At 58.0% G+C, this 17920-nt stretch carries 18 protein-coding genes; 15 read left to right on the plus strand and 3 right to left on the minus strand.

What is annotated here, in order from left to right:
- Positions 1-4: 4 nt before the first annotated feature.
- Complete coding sequence (gene rplS, locus AB5Z05_RS20920; protein ID WP_005313505.1) at positions 5-352, plus strand: 50S ribosomal protein L19; 348 nt, start codon at positions 5-7, stop codon at positions 350-352.
- A gap of 108 nt (positions 353-460) precedes the next feature.
- Here rplS and AB5Z05_RS20925 read toward each other — a convergent pair whose 3' ends face one another.
- The gene (locus AB5Z05_RS20925) at positions 461-784 is read right to left on the minus strand and encodes an isoamylase early set domain-containing protein (protein WP_005348910.1); all 324 of its coding nucleotides are present in this window, start codon (positions 782-784) and stop codon (positions 461-463) included.
- An 80-nt stretch (positions 785-864) separates the two neighbouring features.
- Positions 865-1539 carry a DNA mismatch repair endonuclease MutH gene (gene mutH / locus AB5Z05_RS20930; protein WP_368152921.1) on the minus strand — a complete coding sequence of 225 codons (675 nt, stop codon included), beginning with the start codon at positions 1537-1539 and terminating at the stop codon, positions 865-867.
- Between the two features lie 733 nt (positions 1540-2272).
- On the opposite strand from mutH, the gene rppH reads away from it, so the two are divergent.
- The 8 genes from rppH to AB5Z05_RS20970 all read left to right on the plus strand — a co-directional run bounded on the left by rppH (position 2273) and on the right by AB5Z05_RS20970 (position 9871).
- Complete coding sequence (gene rppH / locus AB5Z05_RS20935) at positions 2273-2800, plus strand: RNA pyrophosphohydrolase (protein ID WP_005340421.1); 528 nt, start codon at positions 2273-2275, stop codon at positions 2798-2800.
- Between the two features lie 14 nt (positions 2801-2814).
- Positions 2815-5094 carry a phosphoenolpyruvate--protein phosphotransferase gene (ptsP, locus tag AB5Z05_RS20940; protein WP_043826126.1) on the plus strand — a complete coding sequence of 760 codons (2280 nt, stop codon included), beginning with the start codon at positions 2815-2817 and terminating at the stop codon, positions 5092-5094.
- A 67-nt stretch (positions 5095-5161) separates the two neighbouring features.
- Positions 5162-5986, plus strand: a complete 825-nt coding sequence (lgt, locus tag AB5Z05_RS20945) for a prolipoprotein diacylglyceryl transferase (RefSeq protein WP_031227775.1) — start codon at positions 5162-5164, stop codon at positions 5984-5986.
- A complete protein-coding gene (gene thyA / locus AB5Z05_RS20950) occupies positions 5986-6780 on the plus strand; it encodes a thymidylate synthase (RefSeq protein ID WP_005340427.1) in 795 nt (264 codons plus the stop codon). Before lgt ends, thyA begins: the two co-directional genes overlap by 1 nt.
- Positions 6781-7003: 223 nt before the next feature.
- Complete coding sequence (gene nhaA, locus AB5Z05_RS20955) at positions 7004-8194, plus strand: Na+/H+ antiporter NhaA (protein WP_151286214.1); 1191 nt, start codon at positions 7004-7006, stop codon at positions 8192-8194.
- Entirely contained in the window at positions 8191-8598 is a 408-nt protein-coding gene (locus AB5Z05_RS20960) for a hypothetical protein (protein WP_019445581.1), read from the plus strand. The genes nhaA and AB5Z05_RS20960 overlap by 4 nt, the downstream gene beginning before the upstream one ends.
- A complete protein-coding gene (gene nhaR / locus AB5Z05_RS20965; RefSeq protein ID WP_005340434.1) occupies positions 8585-9517 on the plus strand; it encodes a transcriptional activator NhaR in 933 nt (310 codons plus the stop codon). The genes AB5Z05_RS20960 and nhaR overlap by 14 nt, the downstream gene beginning before the upstream one ends.
- A 51-nt stretch (positions 9518-9568) precedes the next feature.
- Complete coding sequence (locus AB5Z05_RS20970; protein WP_013724128.1) at positions 9569-9871, plus strand: metalloregulator ArsR/SmtB family transcription factor; 303 nt, start codon at positions 9569-9571, stop codon at positions 9869-9871.
- 49 nt (positions 9872-9920) lie between these two features.
- On the opposite strand, the gene rpsT is transcribed toward AB5Z05_RS20970, so the two are convergent.
- Positions 9921-10184 carry a 30S ribosomal protein S20 gene (gene rpsT, locus AB5Z05_RS20975; protein WP_005308808.1) on the minus strand — a complete coding sequence of 88 codons (264 nt, stop codon included), beginning with the start codon at positions 10182-10184 and terminating at the stop codon, positions 9921-9923.
- Positions 10185-10375: 191 nt separating this feature from the next.
- Between rpsT and murJ the strand changes: the two genes are divergently transcribed.
- The 6 genes from murJ to ispH all read left to right on the plus strand — a co-directional run bounded on the left by murJ (position 10376) and on the right by ispH (position 17812).
- A complete protein-coding gene (gene murJ, locus AB5Z05_RS20980; RefSeq protein ID WP_227273005.1) occupies positions 10376-11938 on the plus strand; it encodes a murein biosynthesis integral membrane protein MurJ in 1563 nt (520 codons plus the stop codon).
- A gap of 154 nt (positions 11939-12092) precedes the next feature.
- Positions 12093-13067, plus strand: a complete 975-nt coding sequence (gene ribF, locus AB5Z05_RS20985) for a bifunctional riboflavin kinase/FAD synthetase (protein ID WP_368152947.1) — start codon at positions 12093-12095, stop codon at positions 13065-13067.
- The gene (gene ileS / locus AB5Z05_RS20990) at positions 13067-15928 is read left to right on the plus strand and encodes an isoleucine--tRNA ligase (RefSeq protein WP_368152922.1); all 2862 of its coding nucleotides are present in this window, start codon (positions 13067-13069) and stop codon (positions 15926-15928) included. Before ribF ends, ileS begins: the two co-directional genes overlap by 1 nt.
- The gene (gene lspA / locus AB5Z05_RS20995) at positions 15928-16425 is read left to right on the plus strand and encodes a signal peptidase II (RefSeq protein ID WP_005340447.1); all 498 of its coding nucleotides are present in this window, start codon (positions 15928-15930) and stop codon (positions 16423-16425) included. The genes ileS and lspA overlap by 1 nt, the downstream gene beginning before the upstream one ends.
- A complete protein-coding gene (gene fkpB, locus AB5Z05_RS21000) occupies positions 16422-16877 on the plus strand; it encodes an FKBP-type peptidyl-prolyl cis-trans isomerase (RefSeq protein WP_159158172.1) in 456 nt (151 codons plus the stop codon). The genes lspA and fkpB overlap by 4 nt, the downstream gene beginning before the upstream one ends.
- Positions 16877-17812 carry a 4-hydroxy-3-methylbut-2-enyl diphosphate reductase gene (gene ispH, locus AB5Z05_RS21005; protein ID WP_159158173.1) on the plus strand — a complete coding sequence of 312 codons (936 nt, stop codon included), beginning with the start codon at positions 16877-16879 and terminating at the stop codon, positions 17810-17812. Before fkpB ends, ispH begins: the two co-directional genes overlap by 1 nt.
- Positions 17813-17920 lie beyond the last annotated feature (108 nt).

Here is a 17920-nt window from a genome sequence, read left to right on the forward strand (position 1 = left end):
GACAATGAGCAAGATTATTCAGCAGCTTGAACAAGAGCAACTGCGTACCGACATCCCGGCTTTTGCCCAGGGCGACACTGTACGTGTTCAAGTTCGTGTTAAAGAAGGTGGTAAAGAGCGTCTGCAGGCTTTCGAAGGCATCGTTATTGCCAAGCGTAACCGCGGTCTGCACTCTGCTTTCACCGTTCGCAAGATCTCCAACGGCGAAGGTGTTGAGCGTGTATTCCAGACTCACTCTCCGCTGATCCACAGTGTAGAACTGAAGCGTCGTGGTGATGTTCGCCGCGCCAAACTGTACTACCTGCGCAACCTGTCCGGCAAAGCTGCTCGTATCAAAGAGAAGCTCAACTAATTCAATTCGAATTGGTGTCGGTATGTCGGCAAATAGCTCGACAGGTAGTGAAAAGGCTCGCCAATGGCGAGCCTTTTTTGTATCCGTCTATTGGCTCTCTGGTTGCCGTTACTGGATGACCCGTACCACCGAGTTGTCTCGCCCGAAGGGGCCTGGCACATAGTCATCCGCTGCCCAGTCATTCTCGTAGAGGGTTTCCCCTGCCGGGGTGATGAGCTGGTAGCAATATTCGAAGTACCCCGGGCCGTCGGTCGGCAGATTGAGGGTGGCTTTGAACTCGCCGCTCTTCATGCGTTTCAGCTCGACCGGTTGCCACTGGGTGAACTCGCCGATCAGCATCACCTGTTCCGCCCCTGCAGCCGCCTCTTTCTCTACTGCAAAGGTCACCTTGACCTCGGGCTTGGACTTCAAAAACTGTTTGATCAGTGGCATGACGCCTCCTTGTCTGTGAGTTAAAAATGGCTCCTGTCTATTTTTATACCACCATATGACAAAGATGTTGATAAGGCAGATCAAGTCGGCAAGGCAAAATAGCGTTGCAGCAGACTGTGGGTGAAGTCGATCTTGAGATAGAAGCCGCGGGGCAGGGTCATGATGGGTTGACCATCGCGGCCGATGGCGCGAGTCAGCGCCTTGTTGTTGGCCGCCTTGGGCCGCAGTTGCATCACCTGGCCGTGGCGTGCGCTGATCTGCTCCACTTCTCCCAGCACTATCATGTCCATCAGCTCCTCCCAGTCCTGACGCAGTAGCCGATCTTCCTCTTCATTCGGGCTCCACATCAGCGGCATGCCGACCCGCCGCTCGCCAACCGGGATCTCCCGACTGCCTTCCACCGGGATCCAGAGCACCCGGGAGAGCTTGTTGCGCACGTTGGACTCCTCCCAGCGCTGGCCGCTGACGCCGATCAGCTGGGCGACGCAGACGAAGGTGGTCTCCAGCGGTTTGCCTTGAGGATCCACGGGGATCGTCTTGAGCTCGATCCCCAGCTCCGGGAAGTCCTGCTCCGGCTTGCTCCCGGCGCTGGCCCCCAGTTGCAGCTCGATCAACTGGCCGACCCACCCCTTGTCACGGCGCAGGTCTTTGGGCACAGCGACACCAGCCTCGGCGGCCAGCTGCGCCAGCGTGAAGCCAGCCATGGCATAGGCGCGGCTCAATAACTCCTGCTCGGATTGGGGATTACTTGGCATGTTTGGCTCCATCTTGCTCGCCATATTCTAACAGGGGAGGATCCCGAGAAGGATCGCTGTTTTTATAACCGATCCTGAGTGGATAAGATCAAATGCAGAGAATTTGGGAGCTATCAGCTCATCGTTATGATTTTAAAGGGTTTTGTCTATTTTATCGAGTAGTGTTCCAGGTCTGGTTTGACCTCGAAATAGTTGTCCAAGGGTTTGTGCATGATGTTACACACAGTTATCCACAGAAATCTTGGATAAGTGGATGAAAGTGGTTGGAGTCGCTGATATGTTACAAAAAATTGTGAATGCCACCCCATTTTTACAGGGTAAACAGGGTAGATATTGTGCCACTCCTGTGGATAATTTCGCCGCGGTGGATCTTTGAGCAGTTGAACTTGTTCACAATCCGGATCATGGATCTGACTCTTGGGGGAGCATGGATCTAGATCCAGTTGCTTTATCTCAAGTTTATAAAAAATAATGATTTTTTATATTTTATGCCGAGTGGTGATACTGAGAGGCACTTTTCGCGTACAGTTAAAAAGTACTGTATATACCCGTTTGCTAACAGCTTTATGCACAGCCTGGGTGGGCAACTTGGGGGCGCGGATCCTTGGATTTGTTTATAAGTATGTTTGAAATCGAAAGTTATTCATGAAACAGGGGATTCACTCCTTGTTTGCTGCCACGGAGTGAATGTGGAACAATCTCCTTATAGATTCAGCCTTTATAAGGTGATCACGTGATTGATGGCGACGGATTTCGTCCCAATGTCGGTATCGTGATCTGTAACCGTGAAGGACAAGTGTTGTGGGCTAAACGCTATGGGCAGCACTCCTGGCAGTTTCCGCAGGGGGGGGTTGATGATGGTGAAACGCCAGAGCAGGCCATGTATCGAGAGCTGTATGAGGAGATTGGCCTCAAGCCCGAAGATGTGACCATCATGGCCACCAGTCGTAACTGGCTAAAGTACCGTTTACCCAAACGTCTTGTCCGCTGGGACAGTTCACCGGTCTGTATTGGCCAAAAACAAAAATGGTTCTTGTTACAGCTGAATTCGGGCAAGGAGTCGCGGATCCAGTTCGGCTGTCATGGCCATCCCGAATTTGACGACTGGCGTTGGGTCAGCTTCTGGTACCCGGTGCGTCAGGTCGTCTCGTTCAAGCGGGAGGTTTACCGCCGGGTCATGAAAGAGTTTGCCCCGCTGGCGATGCCAGTGCCGGCAGTGCAGGTCAACAAGAAGGATGGGCGACGCAATCGCGCCCGTTAAGGAGCACAGATTAGTTGTTAACGGAACTGAGACGTATCGTCGAGAGCATGGCCGAGGCCAATACCCTCGAGCAGGCCTTGCAAGCATTGGTGAGCCAGACTCGGCACGCCATGGCAGTGGACTGCTGCTCCGTCTATGTCTCGGAACCCGAGGTGCGCCGCTATCGCCTGGCGGCTACCGACGGCTTGGCCCCGTCCGCAGTCGGCAAGGTGACCCTGCCCTACGAGCAGGGCATCGTCGGTCTGGTGGGTCAGCGGGAAGAGCTGATCAACCTGGCTGATGCCCCTGCGCATCCCAGTTTCAAATTCTTGCCCGATGTGGCCGAAGAGGCGTTCCGCTCCTTCCTCGGTGCCCCCATCATGCACCAGCGTCAGGTGGTCGGCATTCTGGTGGTGCAGCAGAAGGAGAGTCGCCGCTTCGATGAGGGGGAAGAGTCCTTCATGGTCACCCTGGCGGCCCAGCTGGCGGCGCGGATTGCCCAGGCGCAGGCTAAGGGGTGGTTGCAGAAGACCGACTGGAGCAAGCCACTGCGTGGTATTGCCGGTGCCAGCGGCATCGCCATGGCCAAGGCCTGGGTGTGGCGGCCCCGCAAGGCGCTCTCGTCCATTACCCCGCGCAAGGATGAAGACCATGCCAGCCAGCTGGCGCGGCTGGAGCTGGCCGTGGAGGAGGTTCGTCACGATCTGGAGAGTCTGGCGCTGCGTTTTCGCGAGAGCTACAGCCAGGATTCGGTGGCGATCTTCGATATCTATCTCCATCTGCTGAACGATCCAGGCTACATCAAGCCTATTCGCAACAAGGTGAGCAAGGAGCACTGGACTGCGGTATCTGCGGTCAAGCTGATCAGCGATCGCTTGATCGAGCAGTTCAAGGGGATGAAGGATCCCTACTTGCAGGAGCGCTCCACCGACGTGAAGGATATTGCCCAGCGGCTGATCAGCCGACTGGTGCAGAATGAGCCGGAACATATCTCCATCGGTGAGCCGGTGGTGCTGGTTGCCGACGAGGTGACCGCCACCATTCTGGCAGAAGTGCCTCGCGAGTATCTGACCGGGGTGGTCTCGCTCAAGGGGGGGACCAACTCCCACGCGGCCATTCTGGCCCGTGCCATGGGGGTCGCCGCCATCATGGGGGTCGATTTGCCCCTTGGTGACATTGGTGGTCGCATGCTGGTTGTCGATGGCTACAGCGGCGATCTCTTCATCGAGCCCAATCAGGTGATCCTGACCGAGTATCGTCAGCTGCTGAGCGAAGAGCGGGCGCTCGATACCCTGGTGCGCAGCGTCGATAACCTGCCATCCGAGACGGCCGACGGCACCAAGGTCTCCCTGTTGCTCAACGCCGGTCTCAGCGCCGATACCGAGATCTCCCTCAATCAGCTGGCGGACGGGGTCGGGCTCTATCGCACCGAGATCCCCTTTATGCTGCAGGAGAGCTTCCCCTCCGAGTGGGAGCAGACTGCCCGCTATCGCGGCATTCTGGAGACCTACCGCAACCGGCCGGTCTGCATGCGGACGCTGGATGTGGGCGGCGACAAGCCGTTACCCTATTTCCCCATCGTCGAGGAAAACCCCTTCCTTGGCTGGCGGGGGATCCGGATCACCCTGGATCACCCCGAACTGTTTTTGGTGCAGCTCAAGGCTATGCTGCGGGCCAGTGAAGGGCTGGACAATCTGGCCATCATGCTGCCGATGATCAGCAGCGTCAGCGAAATCAAGGCCTCCCGTCGTCTGCTGGATCAGGCGTGGCGAGAGGTGTCGGAAGAGGCGGCGAGCCGCGATGCAGTGATCCGCTACCCCAGCCTCGGGGTGATGATCGAGGTGCCCTCAGCCCTCTTTATCTTGCCGGAGATGGCGCCGCTCATCGACTTCTGGTCGGTGGGCAGTAACGACCTGACCCAGTACCTGCTGGCGGTAGATCGCAACAATTCCCGGGTTGCCAACATCTACGATGCCTTCCATCCTGCGGTGATCCGCGCCCTGCAAAAGCTGGTTGATGCTTCCCACCGTTACCAGAAGCCGGTGTCGGTGTGTGGCGAACTGGCCGGTGATCCGGTCGGTGTATTGCTGCTGCTGGCCATGGGCTATCGCCGCTTCAGTATGAACACCCACAACATCGCCCGGATCAAGTACGTGCTGCGTCAATCCACCCTGAGCGAGTTGACCGAACTGATGGCCGATGGCCTCAAACATGACAACCCCCACGTACTGCGCGGCCTGTTTGCCCGCTATCTGGAGGAGCATGGTTTGGGCGGTTTGCTGCGAGCCGGTCATAAATCGAAACAGAGTGATTGATAATCATGCCTTGTCCCTGCTGACGAATGATCGGAAAATGCGGCTTTTATTTTGACTGGGGCCGCATATGCAGCACGATGGATATTGGGTTTTCTCGCAGATTGATCCCGTAGCATTCAGTTTGGGACCACTATCGGTACGCTGGTATGGTCTCATGTACCTGTTCGGTTTCGCGTTTGCCATGTGGCTTGCCGGCCGTCGCGCCGATGCACCGAACAGCGGCTGGACCCGCAACGAAGTGTCGGATCTGCTGTTTTACGGTTTCCTCGGGGTGATCCTCGGTGGCCGTGTCGGTTACGTGCTGTTCTACAACTTCGATCTCTTCCTCGCGGATCCCACCTACCTGTTCAAGATCTGGACCGGCGGTATGTCGTTCCACGGTGGTCTGATCGGGGTAATCACCGCGATGATCTGGTTTGCCCACAAGACCAAGCGCCACTTCTTCACCGTGGCCGACTTTGTGGCACCGCTCATTCCGTTTGGTCTCGGTGTTGGCCGGATTGGCAACTTCCTCAACGGCGAGCTGTGGGGCCGGGTCACCGATGTACCCTGGGCCATCATCTTCCCGGAGGCTGGCCCCGAGCCGCGTCACCCCTCCCAGCTCTACCAGTTCGCACTGGAAGGGGTGGTGCTGTTCATCATCCTCAACCTGTTCTGGCGCAAGAATCCGCCGCGCGGCGCCATCTCCGGCATGTTCCTGCTGTTCTACGGCCTGTTCCGCTTCCTGGTGGAGTTTGTGCGCCAGCCGGACAGCCAGCTTGGTCTCTACTTCCAGGAGATCAGCATGGGCCAGATCCTCTCCACACCGATGATTATCGCCGGTGCCCTGATGATCTGGGCCGCCTACAAGCGTCCGCAGTTGTTCGGTAATGCCGTGAAGGAGGCGAAATAATGCGAGCTTATCTCGACCTGATGCAGAAAATCCTCGATGAGGGGACCGTCAAGTCTGACCGTACCGGCACCGGTACTGTCTCCCTGTTCGGCCATCAGATGCGCTTCAATCTGGCGGAGGGGTTCCCGCTGGTGACCACCAAGAAGTGCCACCTGCGCTCCATCATTCACGAGCTGCTCTGGTTCCTCAATGGCGATACCAATACCGCTTATCTGAAGGAAAATGGCGTCAGCATCTGGGATGAGTGGGCCGACGAGAATGGCGATCTGGGGCCGGTTTACGGCGCTCAGTGGCGCTCCTGGCCTGCGGCTGACGGGTCTGTCATCGACCAGATCCAGAAGGCGGTGGATGACATCAAGCATAACCCTGATTCGCGCCGCATCATCGTATCCGCCTGGAACGTGGGTGAACTGGACAAGATGGCGCTGGCTCCCTGCCACGCCTTCTTCCAGTTCTATGTGGCGGACGGCAAGCTCTCCTGCCAGCTCTACCAGCGCAGTTGTGATGTGTTCCTCGGCCTGCCGTTCAACATCGCCAGCTACGCCCTGCTGACCCACATGATGGCCCAGCAGTGCAATCTGGAAGTGGGTGACTTCGTCTGGACTGGCGGTGATGTGCATCTCTACTCCAACCACATGGAGCAGACAGCCTTGCAACTCTCCCGCGAGCCGCGCCCGCTGCCGACCCTGGTGATCAAGCGCAAACCTGACTCCATCTTCGATTACAAGTTCGAGGATTTCGAGATCGAGGGTTATGACCCCCATCCCGGCATCAAGGCGCCCGTCGCCATCTGATAGCAAGGCGCCTCAAGGCGCCTTTTTTATGCAGTTAAATAATTGAAAATTCATTTTATTGATTAATAAGACGGTAGCCAGAGACGAGGAAAAACCTGCTTATAGCAGGTATGTTCTATTTTGCCTTCGGTTTTTTCGTTGTATTGAGCAGCAAGAAACGATTTTCCATTGGTTGTTGCAGGAGATAGACTCAAACCAAAGCAATACGGTGGAAAATTTAACCATGAGTGACGTAATCAAAAAGTTCCTGAAGCTGGAGGCCGCCTCCGGAATTATTCTGATCATGGCTGCCATGCTGGCAATGATTTTAGCCAATACCGCGCTGGCTGGCGGGTATCAGGCGTTTCTCGACACGCCGGTGCAGGTGCGCATCGCGGCCCTCGACATCAACAAGCCGCTGCTGCTCTGGATCAACGATGGCTTTATGGCGATCTTCTTCCTGCTGGTTGGTCTGGAAGTGAAGCGTGAAATGCTGGAAGGGGCGCTCTCGACCCGGGTTCAGGCGACCTTCCCGGCTATTGCGGCGGTGGGCGGCATGCTGGCTCCGGCCTTGATCTACGCCTTTTTCAACTATTCGGATGAAGTGGCGCGCGCTGGCTGGGCAATTCCGGCTGCGACCGATATTGCCTTTGCCCTCGGGGTGATGGCGCTGCTCGGCAAGCGGGTGCCGGTGAGCCTCAAGGTATTCCTGTTGGCGCTGGCCATCATGGATGACCTCGGTGTCATCATCATCATCGCGCTTTTCTATACCCAGCAGCTGTCGCTGGAGGCGCTGGCCATAGGTATTCTGGCAACCCTCACTCTGCTTTGGATGAATCGCCGTGGTGAGGACAGGATCAGCCTCTACATGCTGGTTGGTCTGGTGCTCTGGGTTGCGGTGCTGAAGTCTGGCGTCCATGCGACCTTGGCAGGCGTGGTAGTGGGCTTTATGGTTCCGCTTAACGGCAAGCGTTACGCCTCGCCGCTCAAGTATCTGGAGCACAAGTTGCACCCCTGGAGTGCCTATCTGATCCTGCCGCTGTTTGCCTTTGCCAACGCCGGGGTATCGCTGGAGGGGATTGGTCTCTCCTCCCTGCTGAGTCCGGTACCTATGGGGATCATGCTGGGGCTGTTTATCGGCAAGCCGCTCGGGGTGTTCACCATCAGCTGGCTGTCGGTCAAGCTGGGCATCGCCCAGTTGCCGCCCGGGGTCAACTTCAAGCAGATTTTTGCGGTCAGCATCCTCTGTGGCATCGGGTTCACCATGTCGATGTTTATCGCGTCTCTCGCCTTCGAGCACGGTGGGCTGGATTACGGCAGCTACTCTCGCCTCGGGATCCTGGTGGGCTCCACCATGGCGGCGGTAGTCGGCTATCTGGCCTTGCGCATGGCCCTTCCCAAGGGTGAAGGGGAACAGAGTACGGAGGGACTATGAAGCTGCATACAGGGTTGTTGATGCTGTTGTTGAGCCCCGCTGCCTGGGCCGGCGGGCTGGAGGATTGCAAGCAGGACGCCGCTTCGGCGAACTGCTCTGCCTATCTCAACGGGGTGGTAGACAGCGCCCTGCTGCTGGGGGACAAGCAGGCCAAGGCGCGCTTTGGCGAGACCTTCTCCGAGCGGGCGCTGAGCAGCCGGGCTGGCGAGATGGTAAAGCGTTCCAACAAGCGTTATTGCGCTGACCGGATGCCTGACAAGGCACGCCTCAAGGCCAGTCTGATGGAGCAGTTTGGCGCGAACAAGGTTGACTCGGTTAGCGACATGTATGACATTCTGGCGGTTGAACTCAGCTGCTACCGGAGTCCGCGTCAAGCGGGAACCCCATCGGATGTCACACCTTAACTACAACCATCTCTACTATTTCTGGATGACTCAGAAGAAGGGCTCCGTTACCCAGGCAGCGGAAGCCCTTTTTTTGACCCCGCAAACCGTCACCGGCCAGATCAAGCTGCTGGAGCAGCGCCTCGGTGGCAAGCTGCTCAAACGCAAGGGGCGCTCCCTTGAGGCAACCGAGCTGGGCCAGCTGGTATTTCGTTATGCCGACAAGATGTTCAGCCTCTCCTACGAGATGCTCGATATCGTCAACTACCGCAAGGAGAGCCAGATCCTGTTCGACGTCGGCATCGCCGATGCCCTCTCCAAGCGCCTTGCCAGCCGCGTGCTGCTCTCTGTCATCCCCAATGATGGTTCCATCCATCTGCGCTGTTTCGAATCGACCCACGAACTGCTGCTGGAGCAGCTGAGCGAGCACAAGCTCGATATGATCCTCTCCGACTGTCCGGTGGACTCCAGCCAGCATGCGGGCCTGCTCTCCAAACGGCTGGGCGGCTGTGGCGTCAGCTTCTTCTGCAAGGCGCCGCTGCCCGAGAAGCCCTTTCCCGCCTGTCTGGAGGAGCGCAAGCTGTTGATCCCCGGTCGCCGTACTGCCATGGGGCGTCAGCTGACCCAGTGGTTCGAGCAGCAAGGTGTCTCCCCCAGCATTCTTGGCGAGTTTGATGATGCCGCCTTGATGAAGGCGTTTGGCTTTTTCAATCAGGGGATTTTCATGGCCCCGACTATCTATCGGGAGGAGATCCTCGAGGGGGAGGGGGTGATGCTGATCGGGGAAACTCAGGATCTGATGGAGGAGTATTACGTCATCTTCGCCGAGCGGATGATCCAGCATCCGGCGGTGAAGCGAGTCTGCGAGAGCGATTTTACCTTTCTCTTTTCCGGCCAGGAGAACTTCTCCGCCATCCAGCCGGCCACCCTGTCGTTTTAAAACGACCCGTCACCACGTATCATCGACGATGAGTGGTAGAGGAGAGATGTGATGCAACTTGAAGAGATGGAAGCCAATGCGAGTAAAGCGGTGGCCTTGCTCAAGGCGCTGGCCAACGAACGGCGGCTGTTTATTCTGTGCCAGTTGCTGGAGCGCGAACTGTCGGTGGGGGAGCTCAACGAGCGACTGGGATTGAGTCAGTCGGCCTTGTCACAGCATCTTGCGCTGCTGCGGCGGGATGAGCTGGTGACGACGCGCAAAGAGGCCCAGACGGTCTACTATTCGCTGCGCAGCCATGAGGTGCGTGAAATGATCAGTTTGCTGCATCGACTTTATTGCAGCGCAGATAAATAAAAAACCGGCACTAAGGCCGGTTTTTTCAGCTTTGATCAGCAGAAGCTGATTAAGCCATAGCTTTGATCTGGGCAGACAGGCGGCTCTTGTGACGAGCAGCTTTGTTCTTGTGGATCAGGCCTTTGGTCGCCATACGATCCATGATCGGCTGAGCAACAGCGAAAGCGGCAGTCGCGGCAGCTTTGTCGCCAGAGGCGATAGCAGCAATGACTTTCTTCAGGTAGGTACGGGTCATGGAACGACGGCTGGCGTTGTGCTGACGGCGTTTTTCTGACTGAAGAGCGCGCTTCTTAGCAGATTTGATGTTAGCCAAGGTAAAACTCCTAAAACTGTCTTAGCGAGTGTATTGAAAAGGCCCGGAAATATGCCCTTCCAACCACATATTGTCAAATGATTTGTGCAAATAAACACCGCCTCCCGGTGGTGTGTCAGTAGGGAGACGGTTAAACTGTCGGCCGATTCTAGCAGCATTCTTTTCATTCTGACAGTTCCAGAGGCCTCGTCTTGAGTAAGAAATTGATCAAATCCGGCATGATAGTGTCCGGAATGACGCTGGCATCCCGCGTAATGGGCTTGGTTCGCGATGTAGTCATCGCAAATCTGCTTGGTGCCGGGGTGGCCGCCGACGTCTTCTTTTTTGCCAATCGCATTCCCAACTTTCTGCGTCGTCTGTTCGCCGAAGGTGCCTTCAACCAGGCCTTTGTTCCCGTGATGACGGAGTACAAGAAAAATGGCGACGAGGGGGAAGTGCGTGAATTGCTGGCGGCGGTGGCGGGCACGCTGGGGGGGATAGTGACTGTGGTCACCCTGCTCGGTGTGCTGGGGTCGGGTGTGCTGACCGCGCTGTTTGGCTGGGGCTGGTTCTGGGACTGGCTGCATGGCGGCCCTGCGGCCGAGAAGTTCGAGCTCGCCAGTCTGATGCTCAAAATCACCTTCCCCTACCTCTGGTTTATCACTTTTACCGCCATGGCGGGAGCCATCCTCAACACCTTCGGCCGCTTTGCGGTCTCGTCGTTCACGCCGGTGTTTCTCAACATCACCATGATTGCGGCGGCCTGGTGGATTGCACCGCTGATGGACAAACCTGAGATCTCGCTGGCGATTGGTGTCTTTTTGGGTGGTTTGGTGCAGTTTCTGTTCCAGTACCCCTTTTTGCGCCAAATCAACATGCTGGTATGGCCCAAGTGGGGATGGAATCACCCGGGGGTGGTGAAGATCCGCACCCTGATGCTCCCGGCCCTGTTCGGGGTCTCGGTCAGCCAGATCAACCTGCTGGTCAACACCATGCTGGCTTCCTTCCTGGCGACCGGTGCCATCAGCTATCTCTACTACTCGGATCGCCTGCTGGAGTTCCCCCTCGGGCTGTTTGCGGTAGCCATCAGTACCGTGATCCTGCCTGCGCTGGCGAAAAAGCATGTGGATGCCGATCCGGCCGACTTCTCCCGCACCATGGATTGGGGGGTGCGGATGGTGATGCTGCTCGGCCTGCCCGCCATGATAGGCATTGCGGTCATGCGCGAGCCCATTTTGCGAGTGCTGTTCATGCGCGGCGAATTTGGCCTGCATGAAGTGGCCATGTCGAGCGCCAGCCTGCTGGCCTCCACTACCGGTCTGCTCTCCCTGATGCTGATCAAGGTGCTGGCGCCCGGTTACTACGCCCGTCAGGACACCAAAACGCCGGTGCGGATCGGGGTGATGTCGATGATTGCCAACATGGTCTGCAACCTCATCTTCATCTACCCGCTCGGTTACGTGGGGCTGGCGCTCTCGACCGCCTGCTCGGGCACTCTGAATGCGGCCTTGCTGTTCAAGGGGTTGTACCAGCAGAGCGTCTATCGTCCCTCCTGCCATACTGGCGTGTTCTGCCTTAAGCTGCTGGTCGCCAGCGTGCTGATGGGGGGCGTGCTCGCCTATCTGTCGCCAGATTTGGCCCAGTGGGGCGCATGGAGCATGGGCAAGGCCAGTTTGCAGCTGACCATGCTGCTGTCGCTGGGGGCTGCGGTCTATGCCGTGGTGTTGCTGCTGCTGGGCATTCGGCCGCGTCACCTTAAATCGGGGCAGCAGTAGCCGTGATCCTGCGGCGCCATGGGGATAGTGCCTCATGGCGCCGCAGGGGGCGTGATTGGGCCCGGATAGTTGAAATCAGGCTATGAGGGCTGACCCTGCCTGCTGCCTGATATATAATCCGCCGATTTCCATGGCAGCAACGCACAAGGCACTGATGGAGCTTATTCGCGGCATTCACAATCTCAAGCCCCGTCACCGGGGATGTGTATTAACCATTGGCAACTTTGATGGGGTTCATCAGGGTCACCATGCGGTATTGGCACGTCTCAAGGAGAAAGCGGCCCAGCTGGGATTGCCCGCCTGCGTCATGCTGTTTGAGCCGCAGCCGCTGGAGCTGTTTGCCGGTAGCGAGGCGCCGGCGCGCCTGAGCCGGTTGCGCGAGAAGTATGAAGCGCTCAAGGGTCTGCAGATCGACCGCATGCTCTGTGTGCGCTTCAGCTACCGCTTTGCCGAGCAGGCGGCCTCGACATTCATCGAGCAGTTGCTGGTGGAGAAGCTCGGAGTGCGCTATCTGGTGGTCGGCGATGATTTTCGCTTCGGCAAGGGGCGGGAAGGGGATTTCCACCTGCTGGAGGAGGCGGGTCATCGCTTCGGCTTCGAGGTGATCAGTACCCAGAGCTTCCAGCTCGAACGGCAGCGGGTCAGCAGCACACTAGTACGTGAGGCCTTGAAAGCGGGCAGGATGGCGGAGGTGGAGCTGATGCTTGGCCGTCCCTATACCATCAGCGGCCGGGTGGCCCACGGCGACAAGTTGGGACGCACCATAGGTTTTCCCACCGCCAATCTGGCCCTCAAGCGCCAGGTGATCCCGGTCGGTGGCGTGTTTGCGGTGGAAGTGATATGTTCCGGCAAGACCTTCCCCGGTGTAGCCAATGTGGGTGTACGGCCAACCTTGAGCGGTACACAAGCCAGATTGGAAGTACATCTATTTGATTTTTCTGGTGATCTATATGGTCAGCAGGTCAAGGTGCTGCTTCGCCACAAGCTGCGCGAAGAGCAGAAATTTGCCTCTTTCACTGCCTTGAAAGAGCAGATCGAACGAGATGCCCTGGCGGCCCGAGCCTGGTTCGGGCTGCCACAATTCAATTTACCCAGCACTCTTTTAGAAAAGAAGGGAACCCAGGACTGATGAGCGACTATAAACACACCCTGAATCTTCCGGAAACCGAGTTTCCGATGCGTGGCGATCTGGCCAAGCGCGAACCCAACATGCTGAAACGTTGGTACGATCAGGATCTCTACGGCGCTATTCGCCGCGCCAAAGCGGGCAAGCCTTCTTTCATTCTGCATGATGGCCCCCCCTATGCGAACGGCAACATTCACATCGGTCACTCGGTCAACAAGATCCTCAAAGACATCATCATCAAGTCCAAGGGCCTCTCCGGTTTCGATTCCCCCTATGTGCCGGGTTGGGATTGCCACGGTCTGCCTATCGAACTGAAAGTAGAAGGCATGGTCGGCAAGCCGGGCGAGAAGGTTTCCGCTGCCGAATTCCGCGCCGAGTGCCGCAAATACGCCAAGACCCAGATCGAAGCGCAGAAGACCGACTTCATCCGTCTGGGTGTGCTGGGCGACTGGGAACACCCCTACCTGACCATGGATTTTGGCACCGAAGCCAACATCATCCGCTCCATGGCCAAGATCGTTGAAAACGGCCACTTGCACAAAGGCTCCAAGCCGGTGCACTGGTGTACCGATTGCGGCTCCGCGCTGGCTGAAGCCGAAGTTGAGTACTACGACAAGAACTCCCCCTCCATCGACGTGCGCTTCAAGGCGGTCGACGAGGCGGGCGTTGCCGCCAAGTTTGATTGTGCCGAAGGCCACACCGGCAAGGGCCCGATCTCTGCGGTGATCTGGACCACCACTCCGTGGACCCTGCCAGCCAACCGCGCCATCGCCATGCACGCCGATCTGGATTACGCACTGGTGCAGGTTGAAGGTGAGCACCCCGAGCGTCTGATCCTGGCCGCCGAGCTGGTCAAGGATGTGATGGATCGCGCCGGTATCGAGAAGTTCCACAATCTGGGCTATGCCAAGGGCGCCGCGCTCGAGTTGCTGCGCTTCAACCACCCCTTCTACAGCTTCGATGTGCCGGTGGTTCTGGGTGATCACGTCACCCTGGATGCCGGTACCGGCGCCGTACACACCGCCCCTGGCCACGGTCAGGAAGACTTCGTGGTCGGTCAGAAGTACGGTCTGGAAGTGGCCAACCCGGTTGGCAGCAACGGTGTTTACCTGCCGGATACCGAACTGTTTGCCGGCCAGCATGTGTTCAAGGCCAATGCCTCCGTGATCGAAGTGCTGACCGAGCGCGGCGCCCTGCTGCATCACAAGGTGTTCAACCACTCCTATCCGCACTGCTGGCGTCACAAGACCCCGATCATCTTCCGTGCTACTCCACAGTGGTTCATCAGCATGGAGCAGAAGGGTCTGCGCAAGCGCGCACTGGAAGAGATCGAGCGCATCGAGAAGGACGGTATTGCCCAGCAAGGCCAGAGCGGCTGGGTACCGGCTTGGGGTAAAAACCGCATTCAGGCGATGGTCGAGAACCGTCCTGACTGGTGTATCTCCCGTCAGCGCACCTGGGGTGTGCCCATCTCCCTGTTCGTCCACAAAGAGACCCAGGAACTGCACCCGGAATCCGTGCGCCTGATGCATGAAGTAGCCAAGCGGGTCGAGCAGTCCGGCATCCAGGCATGGTGGGATCTGGACAAGGCCGAGCTGCTGGGTAGCGACGCCGACATGTATGACAAGGTGCCTGACACTCTGGACGTCTGGTTTGACTCCGGTTCTACCCACGCTTCCGTGGTTGATGCCCGTCCCGAGTTCAATGGCAAGCCGGCCGACATGTATCTGGAAGGTTCTGACCAGCACCGTGGCTGGTTCATGTCCTCCCTGATGATCGGTGTGGCCATGAAAGACAAGGCTCCCTACAACCAGGTGCTGACTCACGGCTTCACTGTGGATGGTCAGGGTCGCAAGATGTCCAAGTCCATCGGCAACGTGGTCAGCCCGCAGGACGTGATGAACAAGCTGGGTGCCGACATCCTGCGTCTGTGGGTAGCGAGCACTGACTACACCGGCGAGATGACTGTCTCCGACGAGATCCTCAAGCGCTCTGCCGATGCTTATCGTCGTATTCGCAACACCGCCCGCTTCCTGCTGGCCAACCTGAACGGCTTCAATCCGGCGACCGACATGGTGGCGCCTGCCGACATGGTAGTGGTGGATCGTTGGGCTGTGGGTCGTGCCAAAGCGGTACAGGCCGAGATCATGGCGGCATTCGACGAGTACAACTTCCACGGTGTAACCCAGAAGCTGATGCAGTTCTGCTCCATCGAGATGGGCTCCTTCTATCTGGACGTCATCAAGGATCGCCAGTACACCGCCAAGGCTGACAGCCTGGCCCGTCGCTCCTGCCAGACCGCCCTCTATCACATTGCCGAGGCCATGGTGCGCTGGATGGCGCCGATCATGAGCTTCACCGCTGATGAAATCTGGGCCCTGCTGCCGGGTGAGCGCGGCGAGTTCGTCTTCACCGAAGAGTGGTACGACGGCCTGTTCGGGCTGGAAGCGGGTGAAACCCTCAACGACGAGTTCTGGGCCGAGATCCTCACCGTGCGTGGTGAAGTGAACAAGGCTCTGGAAGTGGCCCGTGGCGAGAAGCGTATCGGCGGTTCCCTGCAGGCCGAACTGACCCTGTTCGCCAAGCCGGAGCTGGCTGCACGCCTGAATGCCCTGGCTGATGAGCTGCGCTTCGTGCTGCTCACCTCCAAAGCCAAGGTGGTGGTGGCTGACACTGCGCCGGAAGGCTCTGTGGCGACCGAGCGTGATGACCTGTGGCTGAGCGTGGCCCAGTCTGCCGCCGCCAAGTGCGACCGCTGCTGGCACCATGTGGAAGATGTGGGCACCATCGCGGGTCACGAAGAGATCTGTGGTCGCTGTGTGACCAACGTTGAGGGTGACGGCGAAACTCGTCAATTTGCCTGATGAACATGACTCAACATAAAAGCGGCCTGCGTTGGCTGTGGCTGGCAGTGCTGGCCTTTGTACTGGACCAGGCGAGCAAGCTCGCCGTGGTCAAGTTGCTGCCATTTGGTTACCCGGGGGTGGAGATCACCCCCTTCTTCAATCTGGTTCACGTCTACAACAAGGGCGCCGCATTCAGCTTTCTGGCTGATCAGGGGGGCTGGCAGCGCTGGTTCTTCGCGGTGCTGGCTTTTGCCATCTGTGGATTGCTGATCCACTGGCTGCGCAAGCAGTCGGTGACCCAGCGTTGGAGCGGTATCGCCTATTCACTCATCATCGGCGGCGCCCTCGGCAACGTCTTTGATCGACTGGTGTTGGGCCATGTGGTCGATTTCCTCGACTTCTACTGGCAGCGTGCGCACTGGCCGGCATTCAATCTGGCCGACAGCTTTATCTTTATCGGGGCCGCCATGATCGTGCTGGACGGTTTCCGTGGTGAGAAAAAGGAGCAGGCATGAGCCAGCAGATCACCGCTAACAGCAGCGTGCTGTTCCACTTCTCCATCAAGCTGGAAGATGGCTCGGTTGCCGACAGCACGGCGCTGCACGGCAAACCTGCCCGCCTGCGGATGGGCGATGGCAGCCTGACCCCCACCTTCGAGCAGTGTCTGCTGGGGCTGAGCGAAGGGGAGAGCAAGAGCTTTACGCTGGCGCCGGAAGAGGCCTTTGGCCTCTCCAACCCCGACAACATCTACCATCTCGACCGTGCCAAATTTGGCGCCGATGTGGAGCCAAAAGTCGGCACCATCATCCTGTTCGATCAGCCCAATGGCAGCGAGCTGCCGGGCATCATCCGGGCGGTAGCCGGTATGTCGGTCACGGTCGATTTCAACCACCCGCTGGCCGGTCATACCGTGACCTTCGAGGTGGAGATTTTGGGCGTTGATGATGATGAGGAGAAGATGCATTAATGGATATTCTGCTCGCTAACCCTCGCGGTTTTTGCGCCGGTGTTGATCGCGCCATCAGCATTGTCGAGAGTGCGCTGGAGAAGTTCGGTGCCCCCATCTATGTCCGCCACGAAGTGGTGCATAACAGGTATGTGGTGAACAAGTTGAAAGATGCGGGCGCTGTCTTCGTCGAGGAGCTGGACGAGGTGCCTGACGACAGCATCGTCATCTTCTCTGCTCACGGCGTGGCCAAGACAGTGCGCGAGATGGCCAAGTCCCGCGCCCTCAAAGTATTCGATGCCACCTGTCCGCTGGTGACCAAGGTGCACATGGAGGTTCATCGCGCCAGCCGCAAGGGCTCCGAGGCTGTGCTCATCGGCCACGCCGGTCACCCCGAGGTGATCGGGACCATGGGACAATACGAGAATCGCGAAGGTGGCATGTATCTGGTGGAGACACCGGAAGATGTGGCCAGGCTCAAGGTGAAGAATCCGGATGACCTCTGCTTCGTTACCCAGACCACTCTGAGTGTGGATGAGACCTCTGACGTGATCGATGCGCTGCGCAAGCACTTCCCCAAGATCCAGGGGCCGCGCAAGGACGATATCTGCTACGCCACCCAAAACCGTCAGGATGCGGTGCGGGAGATGGCGGGGCTGGTGGACGCCATGCTGGTGGTGGGGTCTCGCAACTCCTCCAACTCCAACCGTCTGCGTGAGCTGGCCGAGAAGGTGGGCGCCAGAGCCTATCTTATCGACGATGCGTCGATGATCGAGGCGAGCTGGCTGGAAGGGGTGAAGGCGATCGGCGTCACTGCTGGCGCATCTGCCCCCGAGGTGCTGGTGCAAAACGTGATTGCCCGCCTGCGGGAGCTGGGTGGCAAGGTTGTTGCCGAGCATCCTGGCCGTGAAGAGAACGTAGTCTTTGAGGTTCCTCCCGAACTTAGAATAATTTGAGTGCAGCCAGGAAGGCTTAAGAATAAAGTGTGTTGATAATGACGCCGGGTTTGTTCATGAGACAGGCTCGGCGTTAAACTTATGAAGCAGTCTGTCACCAAGGATGGG

Source organism: Aeromonas sp. R2-4 (assembly GCF_040908365.1).
In the GTDB taxonomy this organism is placed as follows: Bacteria; Pseudomonadota; Gammaproteobacteria; order Enterobacterales; family Aeromonadaceae; genus Aeromonas; species Aeromonas veronii.